19 protein-coding genes are annotated in these 20,099 nt (G+C 57.5%); 12 read left to right on the forward strand and 7 right to left on the reverse strand.

All coding sequences use genetic code 11. The features are described from left to right. Nucleotides 1-9 precede the first annotated feature (9 nt). The 5 genes from GF108_RS12370 (at nucleotide 10) to GF108_RS12390 (ending at nucleotide 3,494) form a co-directional block, all read left to right on the forward strand. A complete protein-coding gene (locus tag GF108_RS12370) occupies nucleotides 10-417 on the forward strand; it encodes a thermonuclease family protein (protein ID WP_210386066.1) in 408 nt (135 codons plus the stop codon). Nucleotides 418-517: 100 nt separating this feature from the next. Next, nucleotides 518-844, forward strand: coding sequence for a hypothetical protein (locus GF108_RS12375; protein ID WP_153668155.1), 327 nt, complete (start codon nucleotides 518-520; stop codon nucleotides 842-844). 120 nt (nucleotides 845-964) lie between these two features. After that, nucleotides 965-1,897, forward strand: coding sequence for a hypothetical protein (locus tag GF108_RS12380; protein ID WP_153668156.1), 933 nt, complete (start codon nucleotides 965-967; stop codon nucleotides 1,895-1,897). A gap of 4 nt (nucleotides 1,898-1,901) precedes the next feature. Further along, nucleotides 1,902-2,471, forward strand: coding sequence for a hypothetical protein (locus GF108_RS12385; protein ID WP_153668157.1), 570 nt, complete (start codon nucleotides 1,902-1,904; stop codon nucleotides 2,469-2,471). Between the two features lie 378 nt (nucleotides 2,472-2,849). Then, complete coding sequence (locus GF108_RS12390; protein WP_153668158.1) at nucleotides 2,850-3,494, forward strand: class I SAM-dependent methyltransferase; 645 nt, start codon at nucleotides 2,850-2,852, stop codon at nucleotides 3,492-3,494. 71 nt (nucleotides 3,495-3,565) lie between these two features. On the opposite strand, the gene GF108_RS12395 is transcribed toward GF108_RS12390, so the two are convergent. Continuing rightward, nucleotides 3,566-4,183: a TetR/AcrR family transcriptional regulator gene (locus tag GF108_RS12395; RefSeq protein ID WP_153668159.1), complete on the reverse strand. Its 618-nt coding sequence runs from the start codon at nucleotides 4,181-4,183 to the stop codon at nucleotides 3,566-3,568. Nucleotides 4,184-4,391: 208 nt separating this feature from the next. Here GF108_RS12395 and GF108_RS12400 point away from each other — a divergent pair, with 208 nt between their 5' ends. From GF108_RS12400 to GF108_RS12410, 3 genes are read left to right on the forward strand one after another with little or no spacing between them, the layout of a single operon-like run. Beyond that, entirely contained in the window at nucleotides 4,392-4,868 is a 477-nt protein-coding gene (locus tag GF108_RS12400; protein WP_153668160.1) for a (2Fe-2S)-binding protein, read from the forward strand. Beyond that, nucleotides 4,865-5,848: a xanthine dehydrogenase family protein subunit M gene (locus GF108_RS12405; RefSeq protein ID WP_153668161.1), complete on the forward strand. Its 984-nt coding sequence runs from the start codon at nucleotides 4,865-4,867 to the stop codon at nucleotides 5,846-5,848. The genes GF108_RS12400 and GF108_RS12405 overlap by 4 nt, the downstream gene beginning before the upstream one ends. Then, nucleotides 5,845-8,139, forward strand: a complete 2,295-nt coding sequence (locus GF108_RS12410; protein WP_153668162.1) for a xanthine dehydrogenase family protein molybdopterin-binding subunit — start codon at nucleotides 5,845-5,847, stop codon at nucleotides 8,137-8,139. The genes GF108_RS12405 and GF108_RS12410 overlap by 4 nt, the downstream gene beginning before the upstream one ends. A 218-nt stretch (nucleotides 8,140-8,357) precedes the next feature. Here the strand turns inward: GF108_RS12410 and GF108_RS12415 are convergent, their stop codons facing one another. After that, entirely contained in the window at nucleotides 8,358-9,263 is a 906-nt protein-coding gene (locus GF108_RS12415) for a LysR family transcriptional regulator (protein ID WP_153668163.1), read from the reverse strand. A 125-nt stretch (nucleotides 9,264-9,388) separates the two neighbouring features. Here GF108_RS12415 and GF108_RS12420 point away from each other — a divergent pair, with 125 nt between their 5' ends. Further along, entirely contained in the window at nucleotides 9,389-10,006 is a 618-nt protein-coding gene (locus GF108_RS12420; protein ID WP_153668164.1) for an FMN-dependent NADH-azoreductase, read from the forward strand. 61 nt (nucleotides 10,007-10,067) lie between these two features. Here the strand turns inward: GF108_RS12420 and GF108_RS12425 are convergent, their stop codons facing one another. Beyond that, nucleotides 10,068-10,256 carry a hypothetical protein gene (locus GF108_RS12425; protein ID WP_027230320.1) on the reverse strand — a complete coding sequence of 63 codons (189 nt, stop codon included), beginning with the start codon at nucleotides 10,254-10,256 and terminating at the stop codon, nucleotides 10,068-10,070. 189 nt (nucleotides 10,257-10,445) lie between these two features. On the opposite strand from GF108_RS12425, the gene GF108_RS12430 reads away from it, so the two are divergent. Further along, nucleotides 10,446-10,892, forward strand: coding sequence for an MgtC/SapB family protein (locus GF108_RS12430; RefSeq protein ID WP_051614557.1), 447 nt, complete (start codon nucleotides 10,446-10,448; stop codon nucleotides 10,890-10,892). A 10-nt stretch (nucleotides 10,893-10,902) separates the two neighbouring features. On the opposite strand, the gene galE is transcribed toward GF108_RS12430, so the two are convergent. Next, entirely contained in the window at nucleotides 10,903-11,895 is a 993-nt protein-coding gene (gene galE / locus GF108_RS12435) for a UDP-glucose 4-epimerase GalE (RefSeq protein WP_153668165.1), read from the reverse strand. Between the two features lie 322 nt (nucleotides 11,896-12,217). Here galE and hemA point away from each other — a divergent pair, with 322 nt between their 5' ends. After that, nucleotides 12,218-13,495 (forward strand): 5-aminolevulinate synthase, encoded by a 1,278-nt coding sequence (gene hemA / locus GF108_RS12440; protein ID WP_027230323.1) that lies wholly within the window; start codon nucleotides 12,218-12,220, stop codon nucleotides 13,493-13,495. Nucleotides 13,496-13,552: 57 nt separating this feature from the next. On the opposite strand, the gene GF108_RS12445 is transcribed toward hemA, so the two are convergent. The 3 genes from GF108_RS12445 to mscL all read right to left on the reverse strand — a co-directional run bounded on the left by GF108_RS12445 (nucleotide 13,553) and on the right by mscL (nucleotide 16,413). Continuing rightward, nucleotides 13,553-14,590: an AbrB family transcriptional regulator gene (locus GF108_RS12445; RefSeq protein WP_172982621.1), complete on the reverse strand. Its 1,038-nt coding sequence runs from the start codon at nucleotides 14,588-14,590 to the stop codon at nucleotides 13,553-13,555. Then, complete coding sequence (locus GF108_RS12450) at nucleotides 14,587-15,753, reverse strand: pyridoxal phosphate-dependent aminotransferase (protein ID WP_153668167.1); 1,167 nt, start codon at nucleotides 15,751-15,753, stop codon at nucleotides 14,587-14,589. Before GF108_RS12450 ends, GF108_RS12445 begins: the two co-directional genes overlap by 4 nt. Nucleotides 15,754-16,005: 252 nt before the next feature. Then, nucleotides 16,006-16,413, reverse strand: a complete 408-nt coding sequence (gene mscL / locus GF108_RS12455; protein WP_153668168.1) for a large conductance mechanosensitive channel protein MscL — start codon at nucleotides 16,411-16,413, stop codon at nucleotides 16,006-16,008. 206 nt (nucleotides 16,414-16,619) lie between these two features. On the opposite strand from mscL, the gene GF108_RS12460 reads away from it, so the two are divergent. Then, on the forward strand, nucleotides 16,620-20,093 hold the full coding sequence (locus tag GF108_RS12460; RefSeq protein ID WP_153668169.1) for a NahK/ErcS family hybrid sensor histidine kinase/response regulator: 3,474 nt from the start codon (nucleotides 16,620-16,622) through the stop codon (nucleotides 20,091-20,093). The last annotated feature ends 6 nt before the right edge of the window (nucleotides 20,094-20,099 follow it).

Consider the following 20,099-nt stretch of genomic DNA (forward strand, 5'->3'; position numbering starts at 1 on the left):
TATGGCGAAATGTTCAAAGCAATACCTATCGCAATCGCAGTGACAGTGGCTGCACCTATCGCAGCAATGGCTGAACCAGCTTGCGGACTCTATCAATATAAAGCGAGAATCGTATCAGTGACGGATGGTGACACCGTTAGGGCCGATATCGACCTTGGATTTAACACATGGAGGCACAACGAGCCTTTGCGCCTCTATGGCATTGATACTCCGGAAATGAAGGGGGAGACCAAGGCTGCTGGCCAAACAGCAAAGGAAGCCTTAGAGGGTAGGATATTGGGCAAGGAGGTAATCCTTTGCACCATTAAAGATAAGCAGGAAAAGTATGGACGCTATCTTGCCGAAATCTACATAGGGGACGAGTTGATCAACGATTGGCTGCTCGAAAAAGGCTATGCCGAGCCATATATCCCCTGAGGATATGATCTAACGAAAGACCGCCGGAGCAGTCTTCGCGCGCGCCCTATCAAATCCTCGGAAGTCGTGTCAATTTCCGTTGAGAGTTGAGGGTGGAATCATGAAAAAAATGATTGTTATTTCAGCCATGCTTATGGCATCGCCAGCGTGCGCTATGACGGGAGCGCAATTTGTTCAAGCCCCTAAGGCGATAGCGGTGGGTTACGCGCAAGGCGTCGTCGACTATGTGACAACAGTCGGTTCGGGAGATCAGGAAATAAAGCGGATTATGGATATTCGGTCTTGCTTTGCCTCATCTAAAATAAGCAACGATACTTTTTACTCATCAATTATGGCTCACATTCAAAACAATCCGGAGAATTTGCCCAATTCCGCAGTGGGTTCCGTTCTACAGGTCATTGAGAAGATGTGCCCGGATAAGCGCTGAACTGCGGGCTGTGACCATAGCACTCGACTTCATAAACGGTTTTATAGATGCTGGGCAGATACTTGGGGCGAATCACTTCGCCCCAGCTGGGTCAATACCGGCGGGCGCAGGAGGGGCAATATGGCGGCAAAAAAGAACGAAGAAGTCAGCGCGAGTTTTCATTATCTAACGCGGACAAAAAAAGACGGGGAAAGGGAAATGCTGATCCCATTCACAGCCGAAGAATTTAACGGCCTGTTTGATAAAATGGCATCTCAGAAACCCATCGACCTCAGCGATGAAAAGGAAGTTGATAGGCTTCGGTTTCGCGCTGAAGTCCCTTTGGTAAATGTCAAACGAGCTGACGCACGGACAATTACTGGAACATTTAAGGCTTCGTATTGGGGCCATGCTTACGACAATACGGTCAAGGGAAGAATTCCGGCCATTAGCGTTAATCTCCGCCCATTCCATTTCTTAATATACCTGTCGGAATCCGGTAGAATATATATTGGAAGTCAGTATTTGGGATTATTTGGCGGGTATGAGTCTCTAAAGAAAACGTTGGTAGACATGCTGCCAAATAGAAAGCAAGTCAGGTCTCGTTCGTTCAGATTGGGCGCTGCATATTATCGGAATGCTGAGCCGCGCGAAATCCGGGTAAATGTCGCAAATAAATCAACATCCCTTGCTGGCCGCAGCAGCGTCCGCGGAAAAATGACCATCGCACTTAGTCGTGCAAGTAAGTCCGATCCATTGGTAGAAAAGGTTAAGACCTCCATTTTGCCATTCTTTGGCGGCAAGCAAAGCCAAATCCAGAGGGCAGTTGCTGATCTCATGAATGAGAGCGACATCATTGAAATCGACGATGAAGATATCGTTGATTGCACGGTCCTTGCTGAGATGAATGGCAAGACCCGAACGATTCATATGTTCGAGACGGGTCACCACGCATCAAAGTTTTCGCTAGATGTGCCCGTTGATGAGGAGGGGCATCCAGCCAACGATCAGACTTGCAAGGCAATTGTTGCGGTTCTTAGAGATCAGGTAATCTCAATAGCTGAAGATGAATAGAATCTTGCAGATCATAGAAAAAAATAATGGAACGTTCTATAATTATAGAACGCAAGAAGAATTTACAATTTGGCCTAGAATGGCTGTATTCTTAATTTTTTCGATCATAATTTCATTTGCTCTTTTGAAGGAGATGCCAGATTTCTTAAATGCAATCAACAACGCTGTATCAATTCTTCTTGGATTTAGTTTTAGTGTTCTTTTCTATTTGGCGTCTAGTCGAAAGGATGCAGTAGCTGAGACTGATTCATTAGAGAAGCAGAATAGAGATCGACGCTTGACCAAATTATCAAATGAACTTTTTTATAATATTTCGTATTTTGTTATCGTAGCGCTCCTATTGCTCGGCGCTTCGCTAATTATTATTATACCCGACGCCCAGGCCTCAATCGTCACTATATGGAGATTGTTTTTTGGAGATTGGCTCATCGCACAGCTCGCCGTTTTAACGCGCATCCTCAGCTTTGCGATAAGATCGTGTTTTTTCTTTCTGCTTATGGAAGCGGCGTTTACCTTTGCCCGGATCGTAGGACGGGTGAACTTTTTGTTCGAAGAGAAAATGAAAGGCACTTAGAACCAGAAAATAAGACCATTTGACAGGGCGTTACAATGTTACAAAACTAGGCGCAATGTATTGATTTTGTTACGCTATTTAGATTTCAATCCTCTCTCGCAGCACCAGCGAACTGGTATTTTTGACTACTCAGAATGTATTGCGGAAATTGTGCGGACAAGGTTTCATACTGGCACAAATTTCGCAACCTGTGCTTCACGGACTAAAGTTGGAAAACCGCAGGGCAATCCCTCTTGTTGCTGCATATGATACATGGCGCGCTTCGCTGTGGTCCGGTGGTCGAGTTGCCATTATCCACCATTCGAGTGCTGGCTCGGCGCGCTTGACCATACAAGTCATTAGCTTGATTATAGCTTAGCAATTTCAGCAGGAGCCAAGATGGCACTTTGGCCGCTATTTCTTAACAATCAGGGACGCCTCATTCATAAATGGAAGCACTATTTTCCTGCCTATGAACGGCACTTCCATCGTTATGTTACTCGTCCAGTCACGTTTCTGGAGATCGGTTGCGGTGAGGGTGGCTCGTTGCAGATGTGGAAACAGTATTTCGGCCCATTGGCGACGATCGTTGGTATCGATATCAGGCCGGAATGCAGCGCGTTTGAAGAAGACCAAATTCATGTTCGAATTGGCGATCAGTCTGACGAGACCTTTCTCAAGGCAGTGCTGTCGGAATTCGGGACGCCTCACGTCGTTCTGGACGATGGCAGCCATATCATGGAACACATCGCGGCAACCTTCGGCTACCTTTACCCCCGCATAGCAGACGATGGAGTCTACATGGTGGAAGACTTGCACACCGCTTATTGGGAAGAATATGGCGGCGGATATGCGCGCCCGGGAACCTTCATCGAGCAGTGCAAGCATCTGGTCGACGAGTTGAATGCCGAACACACACGCGGCGCTGTAGAAGAGACCCATTTCTCAAAAACAACGCTTTCCATGCACTTTTATGACAGCATAGCTGTATTTGAACGCGGCGCGACTGGTACTAAGTTCGCTCCGCAAATAGGAACGCGATAGCGTTATCTTTGTCTTGACATGCCGATGGCTCCGAAGAATTCGGACCATGCCATCCGGGACAAACAGATTGCTTACAACCGCGCCTTCTTCGAACCCCAGCGCAATCCGTCCATCAGCAAAGAGACGAGGCGGCGCGATTGTTCGCGCCATTCGGGGGTATCCGGCGCCGAATATATGCCTGAGAGCGCCTGCAGGAGGTCGGAGCTGTTGATGTCGCTGCGGATCGAGCCATCGGCCACCGCTGCGTCTACGAGCTTGCGCAAGGCCCCTGCGACCATGCCGGACGTATTGGCGAAAACCTGCGAATTGCCGTCGAAGAGAATGCGCAGGCTATTGGCCATGCCGCGCTTGGCGGCGATGTAATCGACGAAACGCTGCATCCATTCGCCAAGCGCGGCATCCGGCGCGTTATGGAGTGCCAACTCGTCCGCGGCGGCGCAAAGCCCTTCGACCTCCCGCCTGTAGACGACTTCCACCAGATGTTCGCGCGTCGGAAAATGCCTGTAGAGCGTGCCGATGCCGACGCCGGCCTGCCGGGCAATCTCCTCAAGCGAAGCGTTGCCACCGCGTTCGGCAAAGACATGGCCGGCAATCTCGGCCAGCCTGTCGCGATTGCGGCTGGCATCGGCGCGAAGCGGCCTCGGTGCCTTTGCCTCTTTCGCTTTCTCCGGCGGGGATCCCTTTCCCAATTGTCGAACTCCAAAAATACAAAGCTGGGGCTTGAACCACCCTCGGCCAACCGCTATGTTTCAAAAACGGAGGCACCTCCGATTATAGCGTGATCTCTGGACTAATACCCTATCTGGACCCGTCGTGTCATGTTTTTTGGGCCTTTTGCCCGTGGAACGCCCGGCGGCCCTTGGGACTTACTGTCATCAGAACGGAGTCAAGACGCCGATGACAAATCAAATCAGCCTCAATCTCGATATTAACGGCAAGTCGCGGCAAGTGACAGTCGAGGCACGCGTGACGCTGCTCGACGCCTTGCGCGAACATCTGCAACTCACCGGCACCAAGAAAGGCTGCGATCACGGCCAATGCGGCGCCTGCACGGTGCATGTGGACGGCGAACGCGTCCTCTCCTGCCTTACGCTCGCCGCACAGGTCGAAGGCAGCAAGATCGAAACGATCGAGGGCCTTTCCGCGCCCGGCGACGCGCTGCATCCGGTACAGGCCGCGTTTCTCGAGCATGACGCCTTCCAGTGCGGCTATTGCACACCCGGACAGATCATGTCCGCTGTGGCCTGCATTCGCGAGGGCCATGCCGGCTCCGACGATGAAATCCGGGAATATATGTCCGGCAACCTCTGCCGTTGCGGCGCCTATCCGCACATCGTCGATGCCGTGCGCGAAGCTGCAAAGGAGATGTCATGAGGGATTTTTCCTATGTTCGCGCCGCTACGATTGACGAGGCGCTAAGCGCCGCGGCAATGCCGGCGACAATGCTGCTTGCCGGCGGTACCACCTTGATCGACCTCGCCAAATGTGGCGTCGCCGAGCCGGAGCGCGTTGTCGATATAAGCCATCTCAAAGGCCTGGATGTGGTGCGCATCGACGGGAAAGGCGCCACAATCGGCGCACTCGCGCGCATGAGCCGCGTTGCCGAGGACCCGGCAATCAAGAGCGAGTTCCCGGCAATCTCCGAGGCGCTGTGGCAGGCGGCATCGGCGCAAATACGCAATATGGCGACAATTGGCGGCAACCTCCTGCAGCGCACGCGCTGCACCTATTTCCGCGATCCGGCAACATTTCCCAATTGCAACAAGCGAAACCCCGGCAGTGGCTGCGCCGCACTGACCGGCGTCAACCGCTCGCATGCGGTGCTCGGCGGCAGCAGCGCCTGCATCGCCACCTATCCTGGCGATCTTGCGGTGGCACTGACGGCATTCGATGCTCTTGTGTATCTCGGCGACCGCCAGGTGCCCATCGATGATTTCTTCTTGCTGCCGGACGCAACGCCGGACAAGGAACACGCCATGCGCCCGGGCGAAATCATAACCGCGATCTCGATCCCGGCTTCGCCAGCGGCGCGCCGTTCGACCTTCCTGAAAGTGCGGGACCGGCAATCTTATGAATTTGCCGCGGCGAGCGCCGCCGTCGGCATCGAACTTGGCGGGGACGGCCGCACCATCACTGACATTCGCATCGCCCTAGGCGGTATCGCTACAAAACCGTGGCGCGCGCGGGCCGTCGAGGACGTCTTGCGCGGCAAGGCCTTCGAGCCGGACGCTATCAAGGAGGCGAGCCGTTTGGCCGTCGAGGATGCCGTCGACCATGGCGCCAACCATTACAAGATCGAACTTGCCCCGCGCGTCGTCGAACGTGCCATCCTCAAGATTGGAGCCGCGGCATGACCATCGTTGAAACCAGAGCAAAGCGTGGGGACGCCGCCGACGGCGCCTTGGGCGGGCGTCTGTCGCGCATCGACGGACCGGCGAAGATAACCGGCCTTGCTGATTATGCCCTCGAGCACCATCCGCAAGGGATGGTACACGCCGTCCTCGTCGAAAGCGCGATCGCATCGGGCCGCGTCATTTCCATTGACGCAAGTGCCGCCGAACGCGCGCCGGGCGTATTGCTGGTAATGACCCCCGACAATGCGCTGCCGATCAAATCTGCAACCGACTGGCTCAACACGCCGCCTTCCGATGCGCCCTACGAACCGCTCGCCCGTAGCATCACCTTTGCCGGCCAGCATATAGCGGCTGTCATTGCCGAAACTTTCGAGCAGGCAACGGCGGCGGCGGCGCTGGTCAAGGTTTATTACGAAGAGGCGCCGGCGATCGCGGGCCTCGATGATCCCAAGGCCGGGGACGGGATGCCACTCGACCGAATGACCATCGAATGGGGCGACGCGCATGGCGCGCTTGCGAACGCCCCGATCCGCATCAAGCATGAGTACCGGACGCCGCGCGAGTATAATGTGCCGATCGAACCGCACGGCCTCATTGCGGAGTGGAAAGGCGACAGGCTGACGGTCTGGGAGCCCAGCCAGTGGATCGACGGCATGGCGCGGACCTATGCGGAGTGGTTCGACGTCCCCTTCGAAAACGTTGAGTTGCGCTCGCCCTATATTGGCGGCGGCTTCGGATCAAAGGCGCTCGCCCTCGAACACGGCGCCATTGCCATCAATGCTGCGCGCATGCTCGGCCGCCCGGTGAAGCTCGCGGTCACGCGGGCGCAGACCTTTACGGCCTATGGCGGCCGGCCGGCGACACGCCAGACGATCGAACTCGGCGCAACGCGCGACGGCAAGCTTGTCTCCATCGTCCAGACAGGCGCCAATGAGACTTCCATGAAAGCCGTTCAAGTCGAGCCGCTGGGCTCGGTGACGTCTATCATGTATGCCACGCCGAATTTCAGTTCGCGCCAGAACGTCGTTCCCGTTAACACGGTGAAGCCCGGCGCCTTGCGTGCGCCCGGCGAAAATCCCAGCGCCTTCGGCATCGAATGCGCGATCGATGAACTCGCCTATGAAGTCGGGATCGACCCGGTGCAAATCCGCCTTCTCAACTACGCCGAGGAAGACCCGCATGCCAGGAAGCCGTGGTCGACCCGCCGCCTGCGCGAAGCCTATGCGGCCGGAGCGGAGGCCTTCGGCTGGAGCAAGCGCCAGTCAAAGCCGCGTTCGATGCGCGAAGGGAACCAACTCATCGGCTACGGTGTCGCAGCCGGCACCTACCCCGTACGCCGCACCCCAGGCGAAGCATTGGTCCGCATCCTTGGCGACGGTTCGGTCGAGGTCGCCAGCAGCGGCATCGACATGGGCCAGGGCACCTATACCATCCTGGCGCAAACGGCTGCGGAGGCCATCGGCGTTCCACTCGAGACGGTGCGGGTCAAGCTCGGCGACTCTTCGCTGCCCCGGGCGCCGGTCGCCGGCGGTTCGCAGTTCGCCAACCTGATCACCGGCGCCGTGCACAAGGCGGCGCTCGCCGCACGCGACGAGTTGATCGGTCTCGCCATCAACGATCCAAATTCGCCGTTCCGCGACCTCCAGGCGAATACGCTCATTGTCGAGAACGGCGTAATATCGTCACCGCGCGATACCGGCGCCGGCGTCGGCATTGCCGAAATCATGCAGCGGACGGGCCGCGAGCGGATCGAAGCTCTGCGCGATACGTTGCCGGAGAACCTACGCAACGAGAAAGATCACTTCCGCAACTTCACCACCATCACGACGATGCTGTCGCCGACCGATGGCGACTACTCGCTGCATAGCTGGTGCGTTCACTTCGTCGAGGTGCGGGTCGATGCCGATTTCGGCACCGTTCGCGTGGCGCGCATGGTCTCGGCGCTGGACTCGGGCCGGCTTTACAATCCGAAGCTCGCCGAAAGCCAATGGAAGGGCGGGATCATCATGGGGATCGGTCAGGCCTTGCTTGAGGAAGGCATTGTCGATGCGCGCAACGGTCGGGTGATCAACAATAATCTCGGGGACTATCTGGTGCCGACCAATGCAGACATTCCGGACCTCAAGGTGATCTCGGTCGGCATACCCGATACGCACGCATCGGTGCTCGGCGGCAAGGCGGTGGGCGAACTCGGCATCGTCGGGGTCGCGCCGGCCATCGCCAATGCGGTCTATCACGCGACAGGCGTAAGGGTGCGCGATTTGCCGATTACTATGGACAAGCTGATTTGAGGGTGCGCTGCGGCGCGCTACCGATCACCTTTCATGCGGTTTCATTGACGCTCCGCCCTGCCCTTCTCCGCGGTCACTTCGGGCTTGGGCTGAGGATCCAGTCTTTTGACGCCGATGCCTCGATGTCTCAATTGTCTCGTATCCTCGGGACAAGAGCCCGAGTCGTATGGCCGGGGACGAAGGCGGAGAGCCGGAGAGCCCCATGGTGACTGTTTCGGTCAGCTCCCAAACCGTGCCAATTCCTGCTTGAACCGATCGATCAGCCAGTTTGAGGCCGGTCCGAGCGGCCGGTCGACAGGGTAGATAGCCAAGAGCGGATACTCGGTTTCCGGATAGGGTTCGAGATCGAGCTGCACCAGCCGGCCGGCAGCGATATCATCCTTCACCATCCATTTCGGCAGGCCGCCCCAACCGAGGCCGGCCACGGTGAGATCATATTTGGTGCCGACGTCCGTCAGTCGCCAGATCTTGTAGGCGAACACGCCGAAATTGCGCCCCTTGGTCTGTTCGCTGAGATCGGTAATGACCAGTTGCGTATGATCGCGAATAAAGGAAAGCGGGACCGGCCCCTCATAAAGCGCAAGCGGGTGGCTCGGTGCCGCAACGGGAGTCATGGCCGTCTGGCCGATTTGCACCAGCACAAGTTCGTCATGGGCGTTGAGAGGTGGACCGGCTATGCCGAAATCCGCCTGTTTCTTCAGGACCAGATCCCAAACCATGCCGAGCGCGCCGACATGAACGCGAAGGCTCACTGTCGGAAACTGTTCCTGGAACGCCTTGAGCACGCAGGTCATCACGGGCGACGGCAATGACACGTCTATGGCGACGGCAACCTCGGCTTCGAGGCCCATTTTCAGCCCTTCGACACGTGAACGCAGGCTCTGCAGCACGGAGACCATGCGCCGTGCGTCCTCGAGCATGGCCTTGCCGGTTTCCGTCAGGCGGGGCTCGCGGGTTCCACCGCGTTCGAACAATTGCAGTTCCAGCTGCGCTTCGAGATTGGCGATCGTATAGCTGATCACCGACTGCGAGCGATTGAGCTTGCGCGCCGCAGCCGAAAAGCTGCCGGACTCCGCAACTGTCACGAACACCTGAAGCTGGTCGAGCGTCGGATTTGCCTGCATTGCCTGACCTATCGATCTATTAGATGGAATTGATCGATATTTTCCCAGTTTTCTAAATGGATGTCGAGCACCAAATTACAGCCATCAGTTCTCACCCGAGAATATCAATTGAAGGAACTTAGGCTATGTCTTCCATTCTTCTCGTTACATCGAGCCCCCGCGGTGCCGCTTCGCATTCGACGCGCGTCGCTACCGAACTTGCCCAGAAGCTGCAGGCAAAGACGCCCGGCAGCGCCATCGTCAAGCGCGATCTTGCCAGCCAGCCGCTGCCGCACATCGATGCGGACTATTCGTCGGGCATCTACACCCCGGTCGAATCCCGTTCGGAGCGTCAGCAGAGCGTCGTTGGCGTATCGGATGCCATCGTCGATGAACTGTTTGCCGCCGATAGCATCGTTATCGCCACGGGCCTCATCAACTTCAACATTTCTTCAACGCTGAAGGCCTGGGTCGATCATATCGCCCGCGCCGGCAAGACGTTCAGCTATGGCGCTGAAGGCCCCAAGGGCCTGGTCACAGGCAAGCAGGTCTACATCGTCATCGCTTCGGGCGGTGTCTATTCGAGCGGTCCGGCAGCAGCATTCGATCATGCTGTACCTTACCTCAGGACTGCGCTTGGCTTCCTTGGCATGACCGATGTCGAAGTTATCCGCATCGAGGGCGTCGCCATGGGTCCTGATGCAGAAGCCAAGGCCGTATCGTCGGCTCTCGACCTTACCAGCGACCTGGCGCTTGCCGCCTAAGGGTAATGCGCTGATCGCGAAAGAGGCGGGCTTTTTGGCCCGCCTCTTTTTTTAGACAGAATCAGGACTTTCGCAAGGTCCGCTCGGCGTCATCAAGACGCCTAAGCTGGTCGAGAAGACTTTCCGGGACGGTTTCATCAACCTTGTAGATACCTGCAGCTCTTATCGCCGATCTGTAGGACGACTGCGAAATCTGCCGTCTCAAAATCTGCGAGAGTTCTTTTTCGTAGGTACGGTTTCGGCCGTCCATCAATCAAGCTCCAACTAGTGCCTCGTTGAAAGAACAACCGTTCCCCAAGAAGAAGGTTCCCCTTTTCAAGCCTTAAGACTTCAATGGCAATGTGTCGCGGCGCCGCAGGCCTGCTGGTCGTATCGTTTCGGGAACCGCTGACCACTACCTGGCGTTGTGCTCAACGTTCATAATGGTTGGAGACAGCGCTTGTTCGAAACGTTTCATTACCTGAATACCCTGCCGCTTTTCCCACATGCCTTTGCTTTGGCGGTGGCCTATATCCTTGCCTTTCCCATCGGGTGGGAGCGCGAACAGGAGGAGCGAAGCGCCGGCCTGCGGACCTTCCCGCTGGTAGCGCTGGCGAGTTGCGGATTCGTGCAAGGCGCCGAACGCCTGATGACTGACAATCCCGAAGCGCTGGCTCGCATCGTCGAGGGCCTTATCACTGGCGTCGGCTTTATCGGAGGCGGGGCAATCCTGCAGGGCAAGAACTCGGTACGCGGCACGGCGACCGCGGCGAGCATCTGGTCGACTGGCGCCATCGGCGTTTCGGTCGGGCTCGAAAGCTACGATGTCGCGATTATCATATCCGTGCTGACGCTTCTCACGCTGCGCCTCATGCTGCCGCTGAAGAAGGAGCAAAAAGAAGATTGATACGTCGTATTCAGCCCTTATTGTTGCGGTGCTGCAGCGCCTTTTCCCATTTCATCGCCGACTCGACGATCGTATCGAGATTGTCGAGCTTCGGCTTCCAGCCGAGGTCGAGGCGCGCCTTGCTGCTGTCCGCGACCACCGAGGCCGCGTCGCCTGGACGGCGGACCGTCAACCTTGCATCGATCGGTTTGCCATGCACACGCTCGACACTCTCGATCACTTCCTTGACGGAAAAGCCGCGTCCGTATCCGCAATTCGCCACCATGCTGCTGCCACCCGAACGCAGGCGCTCCAGCGCCAGGCGATGCGCCGCCACAAGGTCGCTGACGTGAATATAGTCGCGCACACAAGTGCCATCCGGCGTTGCAAAATCGTGGCCGAAGATTTCCATATACGGGCGCTTGCCGAGTGCCGTCTCGCAGGCAACCTTGATGAGATGGGTGGCGCCGCGCGTCGATTGACCGGTTCGTCCCTTGGTATCGGCACCGGCGACGTTGAAATAGCGCAGCGCCGTATAGTGGAAATCATGGGCGGCGGCGGTATCGCGCAGCATCCATTCGGTCATCAGCTTGGATAGCCCATAGGGCGATTCCGGATGTGTCGCTGCATCTTCGGTGACAGGCTTCATGCCCGCGTCGCCATAGACGGCCGCGGTGGATGAAAAGATGAAGTTCTTCACGTCCGATTTTACCACAGCCTCGATCAGCGCCCGCGACTTGCAGGTATTGTTCTCGTAATAGGTAAGCGGATCGCGGACGGAATCGGGCACCACCACTGATCCGGCGAAGTGGATCACCGCATCGACATAGTTGCGCTCGATCGTCTGGCGAACGAGGCTCTGATCGGCGATATCGCCGACGATCAGTTTCGCCTCGGGCGGCACAGCCCACTCAAAACCCGTTGAAAGACGATCCAGCACGATGACGGAATCGCCGGCATCGAGCAATTCCCAGACCATGTGGCTGCCGATATATCCGGCGCCGCCGGTCACAAGCACGGTCATTGACACAGCCCCTTGGTCCCCATTCTGTTGCCAGAGTTGATCTTGTCGCATCGAGTCAGCCGTTGAAAGCTAATCATCGAGCCAATGTGATGCAACTTACGTGGTATGCGGACAAAGGGAACCGACAAAATGTGAGTAAGGTGAATGCCCGTTCCCGGCGCCGCGACTTTGCGCCCGACATCACGTGCTTTCTTCGACAATTTTTGCCGGCTTCAACATTTAGGGGTTAGAGTTTCGTTTAAACCGTGGCAAATTGACCCTCAACTCACAATGGATTTTGCCAGGCAAAAACGGTACTACGTTCATGATACAGGAGCAATTCATGGACTATCGTCGGTTTTTTGAAGACGCGATCGACCAGTTGCACGCTGAAAAGCGCTACCGGGTCTTTGCCAATCTGGAACGGATCGTGGGTCGTTTTCCGCGCGCGATCTGGCGCGACGAAGGTACGCAACGCGAAATTACGGTCTGGTGTTCAAACGATTATCTCGGCATGGGCCAGCATCCGGATGTGATTGCAGCGATCCATGACGCATCGAGCCGCATGGGCTCCGGCGCTGGCGGCACCCGCAACATCTCCGGCAATAACCATCCGCTGGTTGAACTCGAACACGAACTGGCCGACCTTCACCAGAAGGAAGCAGCCCTCGTATTCACCTCCGGTTTCGTGTCGAACGAAGCGTCGATCTCGACGATCGCGCGGCTTCTGCCGAATTGCCTCATCCTTTCCGACGAGCTGAACCACGCCTCGATGATCGAAGGCGTGCGGCGTTCGGGCGCGGAAAAGAAGATTTTCCGCCACAACGACCTTGCTCATCTCGAAGAGCTTTTGAAAGCGGCGGGCAAGGAGCGCGCCAAGTTGATCGTCTTCGAATCCATCTATTCGATGGACGGCGACATCGCCCCCGTTCAGGCAATCGCCGACCTTGCCGACGAATACAACGCCATGACCTATATCGATGAGGTTCATGCTGTCGGCATGTACGGCAACCGGGGCGGTGGGATTACCGACCGCGAGAACCTGTCGGACCGTATCGACGTTATCGAGGGCACACTCGCCAAGGCGTTCGGAACGCTGGGCGGCTATATTGCCGGCCCAAAGACTGTCATCGACGCCATCCGGTCCTATGCACCCGGCTTTATCTTCACGACCGCACTGCCTCCTGTAATTGCAGCCGCAGCGACGCAATCGATCCGGCACCTCAAAGTGTCGCAGGAAGAGCGCCGCATGCACCAGTGCCAGGCAAAGCTCACCAAGGACGTCCTCGCCCAGGCCAATCTGCCCGTGATGAAATCGGAGACGCATATTGTTCCGATTCTCGTTGGCGACCCTGAACTCTGCAAGAAAGCCAGCGACCGCCTCCTGCAGAAGCACGGCCTCTATATCCAGCCGATCAATTATCCGACCGTCCCGCGCGGCACCGAACGTCTGCGCATCACGCCGACGCCGTTCCATTCCAACGAACTCGTCGTCGAGCTGAAGGACGCGTTGGTCGAGGTGTGGACCGCGCTTGGCATTCCTTTCTCCAAGGACAGCGAACCCGCCATCGAAACGAGCGAGCGGGTCGTAACGCTCGCTGTGTCAAAGGCCGGCGGCTGATTGCATCTGGTTGCACGCAAGTGGACCGGCGCGTGAGCGCCGGTTTTTGTTTGTGGTTCAGCGCGCAACAAGGCGGGCGAGAAACGGCACCGAGAAGGCGATCAACAGAAACCGCACCACATGATGCGAAGCCACATAGGACGGATCGACGCCGAGGGAAAAGGCGATCACAGTGAGCGCCTCGAGCGCCCCCGGTGCAAAAGCAAGCGCTATCTGTGCCGGGTGAATGTCGAGAAGCAGCCAGACGACCAGGGCGGCGGCGGAGGACGCTGCCGTTCCGATCAGGAAGGCAAGAAGCGCCGCCGGCAGATAGCGCACCAACTGGCTTCTATGTTCTACGCCGACCCGCGAGCCTATCAGCACGCCGAGCACGATAAGGCCGATATCGGCAATCGAGCGGGGAACGACAGCTGTCACGATGGACGTGGCATGCAGGATACCGCTGGCGAGCAAGGCGCCGAGCATCATGCCTCCAGGAATGCGGCTGTAATAGCCGAGCAAGGCGCCGCCGCAGACGAGGAGGATGACAGCCTCCTGAATGGTCCAGTCATAATTGACTGCAACGACGACATGCGGCGCATTCCTTGCGATGATAGCGAGAAGCGGCGCCAGGAACCCGATGAGAAGCAACAGGCGCACGCACTGGATGACGGTGATTTTCACCATATTGGCCGAGGTGCCCATCGCCGCGACGAGGACAAAGGAGAGTGCGCCCGGAAGTGCCGAAAAGAGCGCCGTCGGGCCGTCCCAGCCGAAACCCTTGCGCAGCATGAGGTAGGTGAGCGACGTCACGAGAACGAGCGCCACGAAAAGCATCAGGAAGCTCACCGGCCACAGCACCATCTGGTCGAGGATGCCGGGTGAGACGCCCGAACCTGCCTGAATGCCCAGCGAAAAGAAGACGAAGCCGCGCAGCCGGTCCGGAATATAAATTCTTATCCCCGACAGCGAGGCGGCGGTAACGGCTATCGTCGAACCGAGCAGGAACGGAATAGGCAGGTCGATCAGCCAGGCGGTCAAGCCGCCGGCCGTGGCTATCAGCAATGAAAGAAGGGTGGCTTTGATCTTGTCGAGATGAACGGGGTTCGGCGTCAACGTTTCCGGATCCAGTCTGCGAGGCGGTCGGCCGCCTCCTCGACCTGATCGATCCGTCGGGCGAAGCAGAGCCGTAGAAAGGCGGCGCCACCATCGCCAAAAGCCGTGCCCGGCGCAAGGCCGACTTTAGCCTCATCGACAATATCAAAGGCAGCGCGATAGGAGTCGCTGATGCCGTCTATACCGAAAAGCAGGTAGAACGCGCCTGCGGGCGGCGACAGCTTTACCCTTCCCGTCGCCGCGAGCTTGGCACAGAGAATATCGCGTGCCTTGTGGGCGCGCTCGACCTGCATGCGAATAAAATCGTCGCCTTGATCGAGCGCGACAACTGCGCCGCGCTGCATGAATTGGGCAACGCCGGACGTCGAATACTGGATGAGATTTTCGATCGTCTTGCCAAGCGAAGGATGAACCACCATCCAGCCGACCCGCCATCCGGTCATGGCCCAGTTCTTGGAGAAACTGTTGACGAAGATGATGCGCTCATCCGGGTCCATGATGTCAAGGAAGGAGGGCGCACGGCGGGGGCCGTAGTAGAAATGCGCGTAGATCTCGTCGGCAACGATCCACAATCCGTGCTGACGGGCAATGCTCAGGATTTCCTTCAGCGTATCGATGTCGGCGGTCCAGCCGGAGGGATTGGAAGGCGTATTGATGAATAGCGCCCGGGTTCGCGGCGTGATGGCATCGCGTATTTTCTGGGGATCGAATCCCCAACCGTTGCCCGTGAAATCCTGCGTCACCGCTACAGGGGTTGCGCTGGCAATGCCCGCGGCGGCGGCAAAATTAGGCCAGGCCGGAGAGAGATAGATGACTTCGTCGCCCGCGCCGGCCGTTGCCTGGATTGCAAGCTGGATCGACTGCATGCCCGATCCGGTAATATAGAAATGCTCGACCGGCAGATCCGCGTTGAAATGGCGTTTGTAATAAGCCGCAAGCGACTGGCGCAGTTCCGGTATGCCGGCCTGCCAGGTGTAAAAGGTCTCGCCATTGGCGAGGCCTGTCGATGCGGCATCGCGAATGAAATCGGGCGTCGGAAGATCGCCCTCGCCGGCCCAGAGCGGGATGACGCCCTCCTGGCGACGACCATGATTCATGACGGCAACGATGCCGCTCTCCGGTGCCACCGCTGCTTCATGCCGCAATTGCTGAACGAGGTTCATTTATTCGTGTCTCCAGTCTGCCTGCCGCAGACCTATAACAACGAATTCTGTTTCGCACGTGGATATTTGTGATGTTTCCATCATCGCAAGTGATGGGCTCCCGCCACCGTTATGGCGGGAGAGGCACTCCGCGACCTGACCACCATCATCCTCGGGCCTTGGGCACAGGATGACGGCAAAGTATTGGGATAATGGCCGATGGCGGCCCGAGATCGGAGGGCTGCCCTCAGGGCAACCCTTGAGCGACACCTGTCACGTGCGCTTGGCGAGAAGGTCGCGAATTTCCGTGAGGAGCACTTCCTCCTTCGTCGGTTCGGCAGGCTTGGCGGCTTCCTTCTTCTTGAAGCGGTTCATTGCCTTGACCACCATGAACAGGACCCAGGCCACGATCAGGAAGTTGATGAGCAGAGTGATGAAATTTCCATAAGCGATGGTCGCGCCAGCCTGCCGGGCCGCCGCGAGGGTCGGCTGCGCGTCGCCCGAAAGCTGGAGATACAGGTTGGTAAAGTCGGTGCCGCGTGTAAGCAGACCTATGATCGGCATGAAAATATCGGCGACGATCGACTCGACCAGTCGGCCGAACGCGGCACCGATGATCACACCGATGGCGAGATCAACCATGTTTCCTTTCAAGGCGAATTCTTTGAATTCTTTCAGCATGATGTACCACTCTCCAGTATTATGTGTTAATCCAAACCAACGGTCATCGCATTTGCCATAACCTGAAAACTGTAACAGAAGTTTTGAAATTATTGATAGAGCGTTCGTTTTCTTCTACCAGTATTAACGGCCTGGGCAATCGGCGGGCAAGCCGAAAAAGCCTGAACGCGAAGCGTGCCGAAGCAAAGTAACGGAAGGTGAAGCCCATGTCGGGCTTGTATATTGCAGTCCTAATCATTGTGCTTTACCTCGCGTTCCAGTCGATCGTGGTGAGGCGCGCGAACCGGCTTCCCAGCCGTTTTCGTCTGCCGCGGCCCTTTGTCTACTCGATCTGCCTTGCTGCAAGCGGCACGTCCTGGCTCTACTACGGCAGCGCCAGTTACGCCGCCAAGAACGGGATCGAATTTGTCGGGCTCTTCCTCGGCATTGGTCTCATGTTCACGTTGGGATTTCCGATTCTCGGCAAAGTGAGCCAGCTTGCCAAATCGGAAGGCATAAAATCGATCTCCGACTTTGTCGGCGCACGGTACGGCAAGAGCTTTTCCGTTGCAGCGCTGGTCACCGCGATCACGACGATCGGGCTCATCCCCTACATTGCGCTGCAGTTCGCCGCCATCCACCAGATGATGGACATCTATTCCAACCACATGAGCGAAGGCGCGGATCACCACCACATGATCATTGCCCTGGTTCAGCTTGGGATCGCCGTCTATACCGTTTACATCGCCGCTCGCGGTCCGCAGCAGAAGGACCGCTACGATGGGTTCATCAAGGCGGTCGCCGTGGGGGCCACGATCAAGCTTGGTGTCTTCCTGCTTATCGGCATTGCTACCGTGACGTTCCTGTTCGGATCACCGACAGAACTTTTCGCCAAGGCGATGGAGCGCCGGCAGGACATTCCGCTTCTCAACAACGGCATATCCGTTGCCAACCTCGTGGCCCTCATGCTTGTCGGCGCATCGACCGTACTGCTTTTGCCCAACCAGTTCTATCTGACGATCGTCGAGCATCGGGGTGGCGGAGAAATGCGCCTTGCGCGCTGGTTCACACCGCTCCTCTTGCTGATCGGCGGTGTCTTTGTCATCCCCATAACCGTGGCGGGGGCCATTTCCCTGCCGCCGGAGGCTGCGTCGGACTTTTACTTCATTTGCGTGCCAATCGTTGCCGGCCAGAAATTGCTTGCCGGCATCGCCTTTCTGGGTGGCGTTCCGGCAGCAACGACGATGATCATTGCGCCATCGATATTGCTGTCGATCATGATCACCAACGATTTGATGCTGCCGCTGCTGTTGCGCCCGGCTGCTGGCAATCCAGCCGAGCCAAAGGACTATACCAAGGTCATTCCCCGGATCAGGCGCTGGTCCCTCGTCGCCATTCTCGGGATAGCCTGGGCCTATCAGTATTTCGTATCCTGGAAGATGGACTTTTCCGAACTCGCGCTGATCTCGGCTGTCGCGGTCATCCAGCTGGTGCCGCCATTCGTCGGCGCCCTTATTTGGCGCCGAGGGACGGCGCGCGGCGCGAACTGGGGCATGATCGCGGGATTCAGCGTCTGGCTTTATACGATGGTCATCCCGACGCTGATCGATCCAGCCTCCGCGCTCTTGACCGACGGTCCGCTTGGGATTGCAGCGCTCAAGCCGCAGGCGCTTTTTGGCGTCGAGGCGGCAAGCTACGTGCACGGCCTTTTCTTCAGCCTTGCCGCCAATATTGTTTGCTATATTGCCGGGTCACTGTCACGCAGCGCCACGCCGCTTGAGCGCATTCAGGCTTCGGTATTCATCACCGATAAAGCCCCGCTGTCGACGCCGGTCGGAACACTTCAGCCCTCCATCACCGTCAGGCAGCTCAAGGAGACGGTCTCCAGATATATCGGCTATGAGCAAGCTGAATTGGCTTTCGCGTCCTTTCACAAGCGTGAGGGTATTCTGCTCGACAACGAGGATGGGGCAGATTTCAAGACGGTACATTTCGCCGAACAACTGCTCTCCGGCATTGTTGGCTCGCCCTCGGCCCGCATGATCCTGTCGCTCGCCATGGGGCCGACAGGCCCCGCACAACGCCGCGCCCAGATCCTCCTCGAGCATGCAACCGATGCACTGGCACAAAACCGATATCTGCTGCAAACGGCGCTCGATCAAATGGATCAGGGGATTTGCGTGTTCGACCCGCAATATCGCCTGAGCTGCTGGAACGCGCAGTTCCGCGTATTGCTCAATCTGCCAAGGGACCTGCAACGCATGGGCACCCCGTTTCGCAGCATCGTTCATTATCTCTACGAGCGCGGCGATCTCGCAAGCGCCGCCGACCCGGCACTCCTCAACGATCTTGCCAAATCGACCGCGCCGTGGCGCATCACGCTGACGGATACCGGCCAAACAATTGAAATCCGCTCGAACTCCATTCCGGACGGCGGCATCGTCACGACGTTGACGGATGTCACACAAGCGGTAAATGCCGACCATCTGTTGCGGCAGACAAACGAGTCTCTGGAACAGCGTGTTCGCAACCGCACCAACGAGCTCACGCTCGCCAACCAGCAACTCGCCAAGGCACAGCAACGGGCCGAAGAAGCCAATATCAGCAAGACGCGTTTCCTTGCCGATGCCGGCCACGACATTCTCCAGCCCTTGAACGCGGCGCGGCTGTACTCCTCCTCCCTGATGGAGCGCCTCGGCAATTCGCGCGAAAAGCAACTCGTCAGCAATGTCGATTCGTCGCTTGAGGCGGTCGAGGTTATCATCAACGCCCTGCTCGACATTTCGCGCCTTGATACGGGCGCGCTCAAACCGGTTGTATCCGTCTTCCGCCTTGATTCTTTGCTTGAACAGATCGTCCGCGATTTTTCGCCGACGGCGCATGCAAGGGGCCTGACGCTGGACGTGGTCATGAGTTCGTTGGTCGTGGCGACCGACCGCAATCTTCTGCGCCGCCTCGTTCAGAACCTTGTCTCGAATGCGATCAAATATTGTCGCAGCGGCAAGGTGCTTGTCGGCGCCCGCCGGCGCGGCGACAGGATTGAACTGCAGGTGTTCGACACCGGCATCGGCATTCCAAAGTCGCAACTCGAAAACATATTCCGCGAGTTTTCCCGCCTCGCCGAAGGCATGAAGATTTCGGACGGGCTTGGCCTCGGCCTTTCCATCGTCGAGCGCATCGCGAAAATCCTCGACCTTTCCGTGCAAGTGCAATCGACGCCGAACAAGGGATCGATGTTCTCGGTGACAATTCCGGTCTCGAAGGCGGGCGCGCCCCCCGCTGCGGAAAATGTCCGGACCATTCGGCCTGCGGCACCCCTATCGGGATTGTCCGTGCTGTGCATCGATGACAACCCGCACTCGCTTGCCGGCATGCAGGAGTTGCTGGCAACATGGGGTTGTTATGTCGTCATGCTGGATAGCGGCGAGGCGCTGAAAGCCTATTGCCAGGACAATCCAGCCGTTCCCGACGTTATCTTGGCGGACTACAATCTGGGCGATGAAAACGGAATAGAAATGGTCGCCTACACACGCGAATACTTCCAGCGCCATATACCGGCGGCACTGGTTACGGCAGATCGCTCGAATGCCACGCGCGATCAAGCCAACGCCGAGGACATCGCCGTCATCCAAAAGCCTGTCCGACCCGCAGCGCTGCGGGCGTTGCTTTCGCATTTCCGCCAGGCAATCGCAGCGGAATGAGGACTT

Origin of the sequence: Phyllobacterium sp. SYP-B3895 (genome assembly GCF_009647635.1) — a bacterium.
Classification (GTDB): domain Bacteria; phylum Pseudomonadota; class Alphaproteobacteria; order Rhizobiales; family Rhizobiaceae; genus Phyllobacterium; species Phyllobacterium pellucidum.